At 63.5% G+C, this 13,451-nt stretch carries 13 protein-coding genes and 2 pseudogenes; 10 read left to right on the top strand and 5 right to left on the bottom strand.

The genetic code is table 11. The features are described from left to right. The first annotated feature begins 171 nt into the window (after positions 1 to 171). Entirely contained in the window at positions 172 to 1,365 is a 1,194-nt protein-coding gene (locus tag O7A05_RS21795) for a Xaa-Pro peptidase family protein (protein WP_337095010.1), read from the top strand. A gap of 163 nt (positions 1,366 to 1,528) precedes the next feature. Here the strand turns inward: O7A05_RS21795 and O7A05_RS21790 are convergent, their stop codons facing one another. Genes O7A05_RS21790 through O7A05_RS21780 form a run of 3 tightly spaced genes read right to left on the bottom strand, consistent with a single transcriptional unit; the run spans position 1,529 to position 4,064 of the window. Next, on the bottom strand, positions 1,529 to 1,948 hold the full coding sequence (locus O7A05_RS21790; RefSeq protein ID WP_337095009.1) for a cupin domain-containing protein: 420 nt from the start codon (positions 1,946 to 1,948) through the stop codon (positions 1,529 to 1,531). A gap of 4 nt (positions 1,949 to 1,952) precedes the next feature. Then, positions 1,953 to 2,855 (bottom strand): phosphoenolpyruvate hydrolase family protein, encoded by a 903-nt coding sequence (locus O7A05_RS21785; protein WP_337095008.1) that lies wholly within the window; start codon positions 2,853 to 2,855, stop codon positions 1,953 to 1,955. A gap of 12 nt (positions 2,856 to 2,867) precedes the next feature. Continuing rightward, complete coding sequence (locus O7A05_RS21780) at positions 2,868 to 4,064, bottom strand: Tm-1-like ATP-binding domain-containing protein (protein WP_337095007.1); 1,197 nt, start codon at positions 4,062 to 4,064, stop codon at positions 2,868 to 2,870. 211 nt (positions 4,065 to 4,275) lie between these two features. On the opposite strand from O7A05_RS21780, the gene O7A05_RS21775 reads away from it, so the two are divergent. The 7 genes from O7A05_RS21775 (at position 4,276) to O7A05_RS21745 (ending at position 10,994) form a co-directional block, all read left to right on the top strand. Beyond that, positions 4,276 to 4,971, top strand: coding sequence for a TetR/AcrR family transcriptional regulator (locus O7A05_RS21775; protein ID WP_337095051.1), 696 nt, complete (start codon positions 4,276 to 4,278; stop codon positions 4,969 to 4,971). Between the two features lie 354 nt (positions 4,972 to 5,325). After that, a complete protein-coding gene (locus tag O7A05_RS21770; protein ID WP_337095006.1) occupies positions 5,326 to 6,642 on the top strand; it encodes an ABC transporter substrate-binding protein in 1,317 nt (438 codons plus the stop codon). 64 nt (positions 6,643 to 6,706) lie between these two features. Next, complete coding sequence (locus O7A05_RS21765; RefSeq protein WP_135870866.1) at positions 6,707 to 7,612, top strand: carbohydrate ABC transporter permease; 906 nt, start codon at positions 6,707 to 6,709, stop codon at positions 7,610 to 7,612. Position 7,613: 1 nt separating this feature from the next. Next, on the top strand, positions 7,614 to 8,570 hold the full coding sequence (locus tag O7A05_RS21760) for a carbohydrate ABC transporter permease (RefSeq protein ID WP_140845149.1): 957 nt from the start codon (positions 7,614 to 7,616) through the stop codon (positions 8,568 to 8,570). Continuing rightward, the gene (locus tag O7A05_RS21755) at positions 8,567 to 8,785 is read left to right on the top strand and encodes a hypothetical protein (RefSeq protein WP_337095005.1); all 219 of its coding nucleotides are present in this window, start codon (positions 8,567 to 8,569) and stop codon (positions 8,783 to 8,785) included. Before O7A05_RS21760 ends, O7A05_RS21755 begins: the two co-directional genes overlap by 4 nt. After that, positions 8,785 to 9,891, top strand: a complete 1,107-nt coding sequence (locus O7A05_RS21750) for an ABC transporter ATP-binding protein (protein ID WP_337095004.1) — start codon at positions 8,785 to 8,787, stop codon at positions 9,889 to 9,891. The genes O7A05_RS21755 and O7A05_RS21750 overlap by 1 nt, the downstream gene beginning before the upstream one ends. Next, positions 9,891 to 10,994, top strand: a complete 1,104-nt coding sequence (locus O7A05_RS21745) for an ABC transporter ATP-binding protein (protein WP_337095003.1) — start codon at positions 9,891 to 9,893, stop codon at positions 10,992 to 10,994. Before O7A05_RS21750 ends, O7A05_RS21745 begins: the two co-directional genes overlap by 1 nt. Before the next feature lie 22 nt (positions 10,995 to 11,016). Here O7A05_RS21745 and O7A05_RS21740 read toward each other — a convergent pair. After that, positions 11,017 to 11,184 (bottom strand): annotated as a pseudogene (locus O7A05_RS21740) (cupin domain-containing protein); the annotation flags it as partial. Position 11,185: 1 nt separating this feature from the next. Here O7A05_RS21740 and O7A05_RS21735 point away from each other — a divergent pair. After that, positions 11,186 to 11,636, top strand: a pseudogene (locus O7A05_RS21735) (short-chain dehydrogenase); the annotation flags it as partial. 6 nt (positions 11,637 to 11,642) lie between these two features. Here the strand turns inward: O7A05_RS21735 and O7A05_RS21730 are convergent. Then, a complete protein-coding gene (locus O7A05_RS21730; RefSeq protein ID WP_337095002.1) occupies positions 11,643 to 11,990 on the bottom strand; it encodes a GFA family protein in 348 nt (115 codons plus the stop codon). 120 nt (positions 11,991 to 12,110) lie between these two features. Between O7A05_RS21730 and O7A05_RS21725 the strand changes: the two genes are divergently transcribed. Beyond that, on the top strand, positions 12,111 to 13,406 hold the full coding sequence (locus tag O7A05_RS21725; RefSeq protein ID WP_337095001.1) for an amidase: 1,296 nt from the start codon (positions 12,111 to 12,113) through the stop codon (positions 13,404 to 13,406). Positions 13,407 to 13,451: the final 45 nt, after the last annotated feature.

Below are 13,451 nucleotides of genomic sequence, written 5' to 3'. Positions count from 1 at the left end.
GGTCGGACCAGATATAGAAGAGTGGGATCGGGATTTGGACTGAAGCCCGTCATTGGCGCGAAAGTGATCAATTCTGGCTGGACCAGAGTGGCCAAAATAATGCAGATTTGGCCAACAGCCATACATCATAACGTTCGGCGCTCCTGCGGCCGATAAAACAGGGAGAGGCAGATGAACATCGCTCCGGGCAAAAACGAGGTCAGCAATATCCCGTTCGATCAGTCGCGGGTGGATCGGCTGATGGAAGACGCCGGCATCGACGTGCTCTTCGCCACGTCCAAGCACAACACGCAATATCTGCTCGGCGGCTACAAGTTCATCTTCTTCGCGGCGATGGATGCGATCGGGCACAGCCGCTATTTGCCGATCGTCCTTTACGAGAAGGGCGGGCCGGAACATGCGGCCTATATCGGCAACAAGATGGAAGGCGGCGAACATCAGAACCATCCGTTCTGGACGCCGACCTTGCATGCCGCCTGCTGGGGCACGCTCGATGCCGCCAATCTGGCGGTGGAGCATCTCAAGCAGATCGGCAAGCAAGCCACGCGCATCGGCATCGAGCCGGCCTTCCTGCCATCGGATGCCTACACGCTGATCCGCAAGGCGCTGCCGGATGCAAAGCTGATTGACGCGACCGACATGCTGGAGCGTATGCGCGCCATCAAAACCGAGGCGGAGCTCGAACAGCTGCGCATCGCTTCCGAGCTGATCACCGATTCCATGCTGGCGACGATTGGCTGGGCGCGCGAGGGTACGAGCAAGACCGACATCATCGAGCAGCTCAGGCGCGAGGAGACCAATCGCGGCGCGCATTTCGAATATTGCCTGCTGACGCTGGGTTCCAGCCACAACCGCGCCGCGTCCAGCCAAGCGTGGAAGAAGGGCGAGGTGTTGTCGATCGATTCCGGGGGAAATTACCACGGCTATATCGGCGACCTCTGCCGGATGGGCGTGCTTGGCGAGCCGGATGCCGAGCTGGAGGATCTTCTGGCCGAAGTCGAAGCGGTGCAGCAGGCCGCCTTTTCCAAGGTCAAGGCAGGCACGCTGGGCGGCGACATGATCGCGCACGCGGAGAGCGTGCTGAAGGCCTCCAAGGTCGCGGCCTATACGGATTTCTTCGCTCACGGCATGGGGCTGATCACGCATGAGGCGCCGTTCCTGATGACCAATCACCCGGTCGCCTATGAGGGCACCTATGCGGCCAAGCCGCTGGAAAAGAACATGGTGCTGTCGGTCGAGACCACCATGCTTCATCCGTCGCGCGGCTTCATCAAGCTGGAAGATACCGTCGCGGTGACCGACGCCGGCTATGTGATGTTCGGTGACCGGGGCAGGGGGTGGAACAGGGGCGGGGCGGCAGCATAGAATCGACGGCGCTCCCTCTCACCCGGATTGCCAGCCGAATTGCGAAGGGCAATTCGGGGCAATCCGACCTCTCCCCAAGGAGAGAGGACCGGGTGGCGCCGGCGCCTCCCCGCCGGGGGAGAAGGTGGCCGCGAAGCGGCCGGATGAGGGGGGCGTTACGCGATTACTTTCCGCCCGCCGGCAGCAGCCTGAAGTCCGGCAGGTCGCGAAGCGCCAGCTCCGGTCCCGCGGGCGAATAGACGACGAAGAGCTGCATCGGCTGGTCGCCGGTGTTGAGCGTCGAATGGAAGCGGCTCTCCGGCACGTAGATTGTGCAGCCGGGGCCGACTTTCGCCACCACCGGATTGCCGTTCTCGTCCTCGACCATCTGCTCGCCATTGCCGGAGATGACGAAGATGATCTCTTCGGCGCCCGGATGGTTGTGGCGGGTGTGGCCCTGACCGGGCGGCAGGTGGACGACGCCGCCGGAGAAGCGGGCGGCGCCGTTCACTTCCGGCGCGACGGTCAGCGACAGCTTGCCCCAGTCGAAGCCGAAGGCGCTGACATCCTTCGGGTAGACGAACACCTTGCTCCTGTCGGTCATTGCCTCATCCCTTCCTTTTCGTTTTTGTCGGAGCATCGGATTTTCCCAAAACCGGCTTCCACTTTTGGGTCTGATGCTCCAGCGAAACCGCCTTGAAATCCGCCGTCTGCCTGGCGATCGCCGCTTCGGCCGGCAGCCGTTCCATCGAGCTTGCGCCATAGAAGCCGTGCAGCCCCTCGCAGCGCTCGAGGATGTAGCGCGCGTCTTCCGGCATCGAGATCGGCCCGCCATGGCAAAGCAGGATAACGTCCTTGCGCACCGAGCGCGCCGCATCGGCAATGGCGTCGATCTCCTTCACACAGGCGTCGAGCGTTTTCGCCGAGGTGGCGCCGATCGAGCCGCCGGTCGTCACACCCATATGGGCGACGACGATGTCGGCGCCGGCTCGTGCCATGGCGCGCGCCTCGTCCGGATTGAAAACGTAAGGCGTCGTGAGCAGGTCGAGTTTGTGCGCCTCGGCGATCATGTCGACCTCGAGCCCGAAACCCATGCCGGTCTCCTCGAAACTCTGGCGCATGGTGCCGTCGAACAGGCCGACGGTCGGAAAATTCTGCACGCCGGAAAAGCCCATCGTCTTCAGCTCGGCCAAAAGCAGCGGCATGATGACGAAGGGGTCGGTGCCGTTGACGCCGGCCAGCACCGGCGTCTTCTTCACCACCGGCAGCACCTCATAGGCCATCTCCTTGACGATCTCGTTGGCGTTGCCATAGGCGAGCAGGCCGGCGGCCGAGCCGCGCCCGGCCATGCGGTAGCGGCCGGAATTGTAGATGATGATCAGGTCGATGCCGCCGGCTTCCTCGGCCTTGGCCGACAGGCCGGTGCCGGCGCCGCCGCCGACGATCGGCACGCCGTCGGCGATCATCTTGCGGAATTTCTCCAGTATTGTTTTGCGTGGGATGGCAGCCATGCTTGTCGTCTCTCATATGCTGGCGATGTCGAGAAATGCCTCGGCCGCGGCCTTGGCGAAGGCAGGGTCGTTGATGTGCAGCGGCAGGCGAGTGACGGTGCGCTCCCTGGTCGGCTCGATCGTACGCTCGATGGCGTCGAACAGTGCCGCATCGGCCTCCATGTCGAAGAAGGCGCCGCCTTCGATGTCCAGTGCCGAGACGCCCTTTTCCGGGATCAGGAATCGTACCAGGCCGTCGCATCGGGCGAGGCGGCCGCCGATCCATTCGCCGATCCGGCGGCATTCTTCGGCGGTGGTGCGCATCAGCGTGACATTGGGATTGTGCTCGTAGAACAGCCGCCCACGATATTTTCCCGGGATGGTCGGTGGCGCCCAGAAATTGACCATGTCGAGCGCGCCGACCGAGCCGACATAGGGCAATTTCGTGCGGGCGATCGCGCCGAAGCGATCCTCGGACGCCGGCAGCACTCCGCCGAACAGGAAATCGCAGACCTCGGTCGTGGTGATGTCGAGGATGCCGGCCAGCAGACCGCTGTCGGCGAGCTTCTCCATCGAGCGGCCACCAGTGCCGGTGGCGTGGAAAACCATGCAGTCGTAATCGGCGCGCAAGCGCTCGACGATCGCGGTCACGCAGGGGGTGGTGACGCCGAACATGGTGAGCCCGAGCGCCGGCTTGCCGGCGTCGGCCGAGGCGGGCCTCGCTGCCATGCCGGCGATTGCCTGGGCGGCATTGTGCAGCACCGCGCGGGAAAGCCTGTTCAGTCCCGCCATGTCGGTCACCGACGGCATCATGATGATGTCCGAGACATCGACGTAGGGCGCGGTATCGCCGGAGGCCAGCGTCGAAACCATGAGCTTCGGCAGGCCGAGCGGCAGCGCCCGCATGCCGGCGGTGACGATCGAGGTGCCGCCGCCGCCGCCGATGCCGATGACCCCGGCGATGTCGTCGCGCGAGCGGATGAAACTGGCGAAGGCGGCGCCCATGCCGGCAACGGCGGCGCCGCGATCGTCGATGCCGAGAACAGCGCCGGCTCCCTTGACATGGTGCGCGGCGACCTCGCTGGCGGGGATATCCACCGGGACGGTCGCGCCGCGCGTGCCGATATCGACACGGACGATCGCGCCACCGGCCGAGGCGACGGCATCGGCCAGGAAGGCGAGTTCCTCACCTTTGGTGTCGGCGGTGCCGACCACATAGATGCGCTTCATCCGCGGTTCCCCGTCGTCCGGCATGGTCGGCTTTGCCGCCCGCCTTTTTGCCCCACCCTTGAGCTCTTCGGCAAAAGCCTCGTCGCTGGTGGGGACTCTATTTTTCGCCCCACCCTTAAGCTCCTCGGCAGAAGCCTCGTCGCTGGTGGGGACCCCGTATTGCCCGGCGTCGCGCCATTGCAAATTTTTGAGACGCGCGTATCGTATTGATATGGACGTCTCACGTCAACAAGCCGCCTCCGCCGATGATGCCGCCCAGGTGCCGGCCGCCGAGAAGGGTCCGCGCGCCCGCACAAGGCGGCTGATGCTGGAAACGGCGACAAGGCTCATGCAGGCCGGCATGACTCCTTCGGTCAGCGAGGTCGCGGAGGCGGCGGAGGTGTCGCGCGCGACCGCCTACCGCTATTTCCCGAGCCAGGCGGCGCTGGTGCAGGCCGTGGTCGATGAAGGGCTCGGCCCGATCCTCACCTGGAAGTCGGTATCCGACGATGCCGAGCGGCGCGTGGCGGATCTGTTCGCCACCGCGATGCCGCGCATCGAGGCCTTCGAGGCGACGTTCAAGGCGGCGCTGAAACTGTCCCTCGATCAATGGGCGCGGCGCCAGGCGGGCACGCTCGGATCGGAACCCGCCTTCACCCGCGGCCATCGCGTCGACCTGTTGAAGGATGCGATCGGGCCGCTCAAGGGCCGCCTGAAGCCCCGCCAGTTCAAACGCCTGGCGCAGGCGCTGTCGCTGATGTTCGGCGTCGAGGTGGTGACGGTGCTGAAGGATATCTGGGGGCTGGATAGCGCCGAGATGGTGTCTGTGGCGCAATGGGCGGCGGGCGCGCTGGTGCGCGCGGCAATGGCGGAATCAGAGGAAAAATCAGCAGGAATGTCGGCGACGCCTGAGGCGACGATCGGTTAAATCTGGTTCGACCAGATTGCTGAGACAGTTTTGAATGTTAATTGGAATGGACGGCTCGTCGCAAGGCCTCCGCGTATCAAGGAGTAGGAAAAACGAGGGAAAACAGGCAGATGTCGTAATATTCGGCTTATTTGGCTGCCGTCGGCCACTCAAGAAAGCGCTTGACGTCAAGGCAAAATTGGTAATACCAGATCAAGATGAATAAAGCGGATCAAAAGTGAAGGCTGCGATCTATTTCCGGCAGGGGCGAGGAGGCCTGGAACCGGAGAGATGCCATCACAGGAGGAACTACCAGGGCCGGCTTCGCTGCCGGCCCCACATGACACGGTAGAATGCGCACAAGGGAGGAAAACTATGCGCAAGTTAGTGACCAGCGTGCTTGCTGGTATCGGCCTAGCGCTTGCCTGCGGGACGTCCGTCCGCGCGCAGGATAAGGAACTCACCATCTTCTGGGCGGAATGGGATCCGGCCAATTACCTGCAGGAACTCGTCAACGACTACACGGCCGAAACCGGCGTGAAGGTCACGGTTCAGACAACGCCGTGGCCCGACTTCCAGACCAAGGCCTTCACCGAGTTCAACGCGCATGGCGACGCCTACGACATGGTCGTCGGCGACTCGCAATGGCTGGGCGCCGGTTCGACGCAAGGCCACTATGTCGACCTGACCGACTTCTTCAACCAGCACAAGCTTGGCGATGTGATGGCGCCGGCAACCATCAAGTATTATGCCGAATATCCCGGCGGTTCCAGCAAGTACTGGGCAATCCCGCTGGAAGGCGACGCCATCGGCTGGTCCTATCGCAAGGACTGGTTCGAGGACCCGAAGGAGAAGGAAGCCTTCAAGGCGAAGTACAATTACGATCTGGACATTCCGAAAACCTACGCGCAGCTGCGCGATATTGCCGAGTTCTTCTATCGTCCGGACCAGAAGCGCTACGGCGTCGCCATCTACACCGACAACTCCTATGACGCGATGGCGATGGGCGTCGAAAGCGCCATCTTCAGCTATGGCGGCGATCTCGGCGACTACGCAACCTACAAGGTCGACGGCATCACCAATTCGAAAGAGGCTGCCGCTGGCCTCGACATGTACAAGCAACTCTACAAGTTCACGCCTCCGGGCTGGGGCAAGACCTTCTTCGTGGAAGACAATCAGGCGATCACCGGTGGCCTCGCCGCGATGAGCATGAACTTCTTCGCCTTCTTCCCGCCGCTGGTGAACAAGGCCACCAACCCTTACGCCGACGTCACCGGCTTCTTCGCCAACCCGGCCGGCCCCGACGGCAAGCGCTTCGCCGCGCTCGGCGGCCAGGGCATCTCGGTTGTCTCGTATTCGAAGAACAAGGACGAGGCGATGAAGTTCCTCGAGTGGTTCATCAAGGACGAGACGCAGAAGAAGTGGGCCGAGCTTGGCGGTTACACATGCAGTCAGGCCGTGCTGAAGTCCGAAGCCTTCCAGAACGCAACGCCCTACAACAAGGCGTTCTACGACACGATGTTCATGGTCAAGGACTTCTGGGCAACGCCTGAATACGCCGAAGTGCTCGATCAGCTGAACCAGAACATCTATCCGTTCGTGGTCGGCGGCAAGGGCACCGCCCAGGAGGCGCTCGACAAGACCGCCGCCGACTGGAAGGCGACCTTCACCAAGTACAACCGCTACAAGTAAGCATCACAGTCAGAATGCCGGAGGAGGGTTTCCCCTCCGGCATTCCTATTTTCAGGAGACAAAGTTGGCTTCGGTAGCCCTCACCAATCTTGATCCCGCGTCCAGGGCCGCCGCGCGCGGCTGGTCCGATCTGACCATCCGCAACCTGTTCATCATCCCGACGCTGGTCTTTCTGATCGTCTTCAACATTTTTCCGCTGATTTATTCGCTCGGCTATTCCTTCACCAATTTCGCGGCCAACCGCGCGGAGCCCTGGCAGTTCGTTGGGTTGCAGAATTATCGCGAGCTGCTGAGCGACGACCACATCTGGTCGAACTTTGTCATCACGGCGAAATACGTCATCGTGTCGGTGGCCGGGCAGATGATCGTCGGCTTCGGCCTCGCCCTTCTGCTCAACCGCAGCTTCCCGATGAAGGGCCTGATCACCACGCTTCTGCTGTTGCCGATGATGATGTCGGCGGCGGTTGTCGGCCTGTTCTGGCAATTGCTCTACAGCCCGTCCTGGGGACCGATCAACTATGTGTTCGGGCTCGGCGACTTCGCCTGGCTCTCCAATCCCGACAGCGCGCTCTATGCGGTCGCGATCACCGATATCTGGATGTGGTCGCCCTTCGTCATGCTGCTCTCGCTCGCCGGACTCTCGGCGGTGCCGCAGCATCTCTACGAGGCGGCCGCTATCGACCGTGCCGGATGGTGGTACACCTTCACTCGCATCACCTTGCCGCTGGTCTCGCCGATCCTTTTGATCGCGCTGATCTTCCGCACCATGGAAGCCTTCAAGACCTTCGACATCGCCTACACCATGACCACCCAGCCGACGGCCGAGCTGATCGCGATCCGGCTCTACAAGCAGGCCTTCCAGCAATGGGACACGGGCAAGTCCTGCGCGCTGGCCTACATCGTGCTGATCATGGTGCTGGCCATCACCAACCTCTACGTGAAGTATCTCAACAAGGTGAAGGAGCGCTGACATGGCCGCCGTCCGCACTTCTTCCGAGGTCGCCTTCAACCGCATCGCCATCGCCGCGGTGCTGATCGCCACGCTGGTCTTCCTGGCGCCGATCTACTGGATCGCCTCCACGGCGTTCAAGCCGAAGGAACTCGCCGTCAGCGTGCCGCCGACCGTGCTGTTCGAGCCTGAGGTGACGCCGTTCGTGCGGCTCTTCACCAAGCGCGTGCAGATGCAGAAGCCCGTTGACCCGCAAGTCTATGATGCCGCGCCCTGGTGGGAGAAGCGCATCTATGACGGCGGCGAGCGGGTGCTGAAGGTCGGTAAGGACGTGCAGCTGTCGCAATATCCCGACCGGTTCATGAACAGCCTGATCGTGGCGGTGATCAGCACGGTGCTGGCGGTCGGCATGGGAACCTTCACCGCCTACGGCTTCTCCCGATTCAAGATCGCCGGCGAAGCGGATCTGCTGTTCTTCATCCTGTCGACGCGCATGCTGCCGCCGGTGGTGGTCGCGATCCCGATGTTCCTGATGTACCGGATGGTCGGCCTCAACGACTCGCATATCGGGCTAATCATCCTCTACGTCGCCTTCAACCTGTCCTTCTCGGTCTGGCTGATGAAGGGCTTCATGGACGAGATCCCGAAGGAGTATGAGGAGGCAGCACTCGTCGACGGCTACACGCGCATGCAGGCCTTCTTCAAGATCGTGCTGCCCGAGGCCGCGACCGGCATCGCCGCCACCGCCGTGTTCTGCTTCATCACCGCCTGGAACGAATACGCCTTCGCATTGATCATGACCAACCGGCGGGCGCAGACGGCGCCGCCCTTCATTCCGTCGCAGATCGGCTCCGGCTTGCCGGACTGGACGACGATCGCGGCCGGCACCTTCCTGTTCCTGCTGCCGGTTGCGATCTTCACCTTCCTGCTGCGCAATCATCTGCTGCGCGGCGTGACGTTCGGAGCGATCCGCAAATGAGTTTTCGTGCCATCAACGAGAAATACCTGTTGCCGGCCTCGCAGATCCTCATGGTGCTGGGCATCGTCGCGCTCTGCCAGCCATGGAGCCTTAACCTGCATTCCTACGGCGTGACGATCATCCTGGCCGGGCTGATCGGCTTCAACATCACGTCGAAGATTGCGCCGGAGCGCGGCGAGGAAACCGGCGCCGCGACGCATGAGGGAGCCCGGTAGTGACACAGATCGAACTTCGCGGCATCGAGAAATTCTTCGGTGCCGTCCAGGTCATCCACAATTTGAACATCGCCATCACCGACAACGAATTCATCGTGCTGCTCGGACAGTCGGGCTGCGGCAAGACCACGACGCTGCGCGCGATAGCCGGGCTGGAGACGATCGACAAGGGCGACATCCTGATCGACGGCAAGGCGGTGCAGCACCTCAAGGCCGCCGATCGCGACATCGCCATGGTGTTCCAGTCGTTCTCGCTCTATCCGCATATGACGGTGTTCGAGAACGTCGCCTTTCCGCTGCGCGCAACGCGCATGAGCAGCGGCGAGGTCGACAAGTCCGTGCGCGAGGTCGCCCGGGTCCTGCGCATCACCGACCTGCTCGACAAGAGGCCGTCGGCGCTCTCGGGCGGCGACATGCAGCGCGTGGCCATCGGTCGTGCGCTGGTGCGGCGCCCGAAGGCGATGCTAATGGACGAGCCGATCGGCGCGCTCGACGCCAAGCTGCGCGAGGAGATGCGCGCCGAGATCAAGCGCCTGCACGTCAAGCAAGGGTCGACCACGATCTATGTCACGCACGACCAGATCGAGGCGATGAGCCTCGCCGACCGCATCGTCATCATGCATGAAGGCTTCATCCAGCAGGTCGGCACGCCGGACGATGTCTATTCGCATCCGGCAAACCTGTTCGTGGCGCAGTTCGTCGGCAGCCCGGTGATGAACATCGCCGAGGCCAGCGTCGCGGATCAAGCGGGCGCCGCCTCCGTGACCGTCGGCGATGCGCCGGCTGGCTTCGAGTTCCCGCGCCAGCTCCTGTCCAAGCTCAACGGTCATGCAGCCAATGGCGGCCTGACGCTCGGCATCCGTCCGGAGGGCGTGCTCGTCCGGCACGATGCGGCTCCCGGCTATATGCCGGTCGAGGCGAGCATCATCGAGCCGCTCGGATCCTTCGACATTGTCGACCTCAAGATCGGCTCCAAACTGCTGCGCGCCCGCACCAAGGCCGGTTACGTCTCGGGTCCCGGCGAAAAGGTCCATGTGCGCATCGATCCCGAGCAGGCGCATTTCTTCGACACGGCAAGCGGCAAGTCACTCGGAGTAAGGCTGTAATGGCCCATATCGAACTGAAGAACATCACCAAGAAGTTCGGCGGCCACACGGCGTTGACCGGACTCAACCTCGACATTGCCGACGGCGAATTCTTCGTGCTGCTCGGCGAAACCGGCGCCGGCAAGACAACGGCGTTGCGGTTGATTGCAGGGCTAGAAAAGCCGACCGAGGGCCAGGTCTTCATCGACGGCGTCGACGTCGCCGACTGGGGCGCGGCCGAGCGCGACGTCGCGCTGGTGCTGCAGCAATATTCGCTCTATCCGCGCTACACGGTGCGGCAGAACCTCGAATTCCCGCTGAAGCCGAAGATCCGCCGGCTGCCGGATGCCGAGATCAAGGACCGCGTCGCCCGAGCTGCCCGCACGCTTCGTATCGAGCATCTGCTCGACCGCAAGACCGACCGGCTTTCCGGCGGCGAGATGCAGCGCGTCTCGATCGGCCGCGCGATCGTGCGCAAGCCGCGCGTGTTCCTGATGGACGAGCCGCTCTCGGCGCTCGACGCCAAGCTGCGCGAAGCGCTGCGCACGGAGCTGAAGAACCTGCAGATGCAGCTCGGCGCCACGTTCCTGTTCGTCACGCATGACCAGATCGAGGCCATGTCGATGGGCGACAAGGTCGGCGTGCTCAACCATGGCCGCATCGTCCAGACCGGCACGCCGCATGAGATCTACAACAATCCGCGCGACACCTATGTCGCGAGCTTCGTCGGCTCGCCGCCGATGAACCTCATCGATGGCAGGCTGGTCAACGACCGCGCGGTGATGGCGCCGGTGAATTTCGAACTGCCGCTCACAATTGGCGCCAAGAGCTTTGGCGGGGGCCGGGCGAGCGGCGCGACCGACGGTCGCCCGCTCGTCTTCGGCATCCGTCCGGAGGATGTCTATCTGGAGAGCGGGGCGCCGGTCGAGGCACGCGTCCACGATGTCGAGAACCATGGCGTGGAGAAGATCCTGACGCTCAGGGTCGGCGACACAATGCTGCGGGCGACCGTGCCTGCCAGGACCGACGTCGCGATCGAACAGCCGGTGCGCTTTGCCTGGAACCCGGACAAGGTGGTGATGTTCGACAAGGGCAGCGGCGTCAGCCTGCGGCACGCCGGATAGCGCTCCGGCCTAGCCTGCTGCCTTATTTCGGCAGATAGGTCTCGTAAGGCGTGTCGTTGATCAGCAGGATCACGCATTCGGTGTCCGACAGCCAGGCGTCGTCATGCATCTCGTTGGCCTTCTGGGTCCAGTAGGAGCCGGGCGGCAACTCGACCTTTGTGGCTTCGCCGCCATGCATCTGCCAGTGCGCCCTTGTCGAAGTCACCGATGGCACCGCCGAATACAACGCCGAGCACTATCGGCTGTCGCCCTTCTACGATCTCGCCAAGGTGGCTGTGAACCGCATGGCCTGGGCGCATGCCAAGGACCTGGAAAAACACGGCGCCGTTTCGGTGTCCTTGACGCCCGGTTGGCTACGCTCGGAGATGCTGGAAGCCTTCGACGTGCGGGAAGAGAACTGGTGCGACGCTACAGCCACCGTGCCGCATTTCGTCATATCCGAGACGGCCGCGCTTCGTCGACCGCGCTGTCGTAGCACTTGCGGCGGATCCTGAGCGCTCCCGCTGGAACGGCCAGTCGCTGTCCAGCGGCGGACTGGCGCAGGTCTACGGCTTCACCGATGTCGACGGATCGCGTCCCGACGCCTGGCGCTATGTCCCTGAAGTCCAGGATGCCGGCAAGCCGGCCGATGCGACCGGCTAGCGGTAATCAGGCCGAGCGCCCATCGAACTCGAACACTTCGATGCTGGCGATGTCGACATCGTCGAGGCAGTTGATGTTGATGTAGGCCGTCCGCCCGTCGCCTTCGCCGACGTCCTCGGCAAAGGGGTGCATGCCGCAGGTGCGGCAGAAGCGATGCGCGATCTGGGCCTTGCCGAAAGTATAGCGGCCGAGGTCGTCGCCCCAGGCGACCAGATTGAGCTTCTCATGCGGCACGGCCCACAGCAGCGCCCCCTTGCGCCGGCAGATCGAGCAGTTGCAGCGCACCGCGCCGCCGATCTCACCCTTGACCTCGAACGCCACCTTGCCGCAGTGGCAGCTGCCTTTGTACAGCATCAGAATCTTTCCATCGCTGGCAGGGTGCAAAGGCACACTTGCCGGGTTATCTCTTCGCCGGCCCAACACCAGGCCGCACGCCTAAAAGACGTTGCAATTTTGCAAGGCCCGACATCGAAAATGCAATCCATCCGCGACCGTCTCGAAATCATCCTGTCACGTCTTGCCAATCGGGCGGGGGACGAGAACGTCTATACGAGGCTCTATGCCGAGGCCGCGCGGGCAGCCGCCGATGCGTCCGACGCCCGCCGCAAGGCCGGCGTCAGCCTTGGGCCGCTCGACGGGCGCATCGTTTCGATCAAGGATCTGTTCGACGTCGCCGGCGAGCCGACGACCGCCGGGTCGCTGATCCGCGCCGGCGCCGCACCGGCGACGCGGGACGCGGTAATCGTGCAAAGGTTGCGCCAGGCGGGAGCTGTCATCCTCGGCAAGACCAACATGACCGAGTTCGCCTTCACCGCGATCGGCGACAATCTGCATTACGGCACGCCGGGCAATGCCGCCGACGCCAGCCTTATCCCGGGCGGTTCGTCGTCGGGAGCGGGCGTTGCGGTCGGCGAGGGCACGAGCGACATCTCCATCGGTTCGGACACTGGCGGTTCGGTGCGAATCCCCGCCTCGCTCAACGGCGTCGTCGGCTTCAAGCCGACGGCGAGGCGCGTGCCTTTGACGGGCGCCTTTCCGCTGTCGATGACGCTGGATTCGATCGGTCCGCTTGCCCGCAGCGTCGCCGATTGCGCCATCGCCGATGCGATCATGGCCGGAAAAGAGCCGGCGGCGCTTCAGCCGGTTTCGCTCGCCGGCCTACGCGTCGGTATTCCGCGCGGCATCTTGTTCGGCGAGACGCAGGCGCAGGTCGCCGAAGCTTTCGAGGCCTGCATCGACAGGATCGGTCGAGCCGGCGCCCGCGTCGCCGATTTGTCCATCGACGATCTTATCGCTGAGATGCGGGCTGCCACCAGGCGCGGCACGATCGCGTCCATGGAAGGCGCCGAGGTGCATGCCGATTGGCTGGCGAGCGGCGCCTCGGTGCCGGTCGATCCGCATGTCACCGGGCCATTGACGCGCGCGCTGGCTGTCCCTGCCTCGACCTACATCCGCACGATCCGCCGCCGCGCCGAGCTTATGGCGGCCATGGCGGAACGGCTGGAGGCGGTCGATCTCCTTGCATTGCCGACCGTGCCGATGGTCGCGCCCTCCATTGCCGCCATGGCCGGCGACGAAGCGCTGCGCGACAGGACTGAAGGGCTGCTCCTGCGCAACACGCAGGTCGCCAACCAATTCGACCTGTGCGCGATCTCATTGCCGATGCCCGGCGCCAAGCTGCCGGCCGGATTGATGCTGGTGGGCAAGCATGGGGATGATCGCCGACTGCTGCGCATTGCCGCCGCTGTCGAGGCTTTGCTTGGCCGTTAACTGCGGAGGGCATCAGAATGCAAGTCCGGAAAGGCCGGCAGGCCA

The sequence above is a fragment of the Mesorhizobium argentiipisi (SeqCode) genome, from assembly GCF_037179585.1.
In the GTDB taxonomy this organism is placed as follows: Bacteria; Pseudomonadota; Alphaproteobacteria; order Rhizobiales; family Rhizobiaceae; genus Mesorhizobium; species Mesorhizobium argentiipisi.
This window is presented reverse-complemented; position numbering and strand designations above follow the sequence as displayed.

Bases quoted from the DNA above. Each gene is read 5' to 3' on its own strand.
- O7A05_RS21795 (WP_337095010.1), top strand. From the start codon at position 172: ATGAACATCGCTCCGGGCAAAAACGAGGTCAGCAATATCCCGTTCGAT.
- O7A05_RS21790 (WP_337095009.1), bottom strand. From the start codon at position 1,948: ATGACCGACAGGAGCAAGGTGTTCGTCTACCCGAAGGATGTCAGCGCC.
- O7A05_RS21785 (WP_337095008.1), bottom strand. From the start codon at position 2,855: ATGGCTGCCATCCCACGCAAAACAATACTGGAGAAATTCCGCAAGATG.
- O7A05_RS21780 (WP_337095007.1), bottom strand. From the start codon at position 4,064: ATGAAGCGCATCTATGTGGTCGGCACCGCCGACACCAAAGGTGAGGAA.
- O7A05_RS21775 (WP_337095051.1), top strand. From the start codon at position 4,276: ATGGACGTCTCACGTCAACAAGCCGCCTCCGCCGATGATGCCGCCCAG.
- O7A05_RS21770 (WP_337095006.1), top strand. From the start codon at position 5,326: ATGCGCAAGTTAGTGACCAGCGTGCTTGCTGGTATCGGCCTAGCGCTT.
- O7A05_RS21760 (WP_140845149.1), top strand. From the start codon at position 7,614: ATGGCCGCCGTCCGCACTTCTTCCGAGGTCGCCTTCAACCGCATCGCC.
- O7A05_RS21755 (WP_337095005.1), top strand. From the start codon at position 8,567: ATGAGTTTTCGTGCCATCAACGAGAAATACCTGTTGCCGGCCTCGCAG.
- O7A05_RS21745 (WP_337095003.1), top strand. From the start codon at position 9,891: ATGGCCCATATCGAACTGAAGAACATCACCAAGAAGTTCGGCGGCCAC.
- O7A05_RS21730 (WP_337095002.1), bottom strand. From the start codon at position 11,990: ATGCTGTACAAAGGCAGCTGCCACTGCGGCAAGGTGGCGTTCGAGGTC.
- O7A05_RS21725 (WP_337095001.1), top strand. From the start codon at position 12,111: ATGCAATCCATCCGCGACCGTCTCGAAATCATCCTGTCACGTCTTGCC.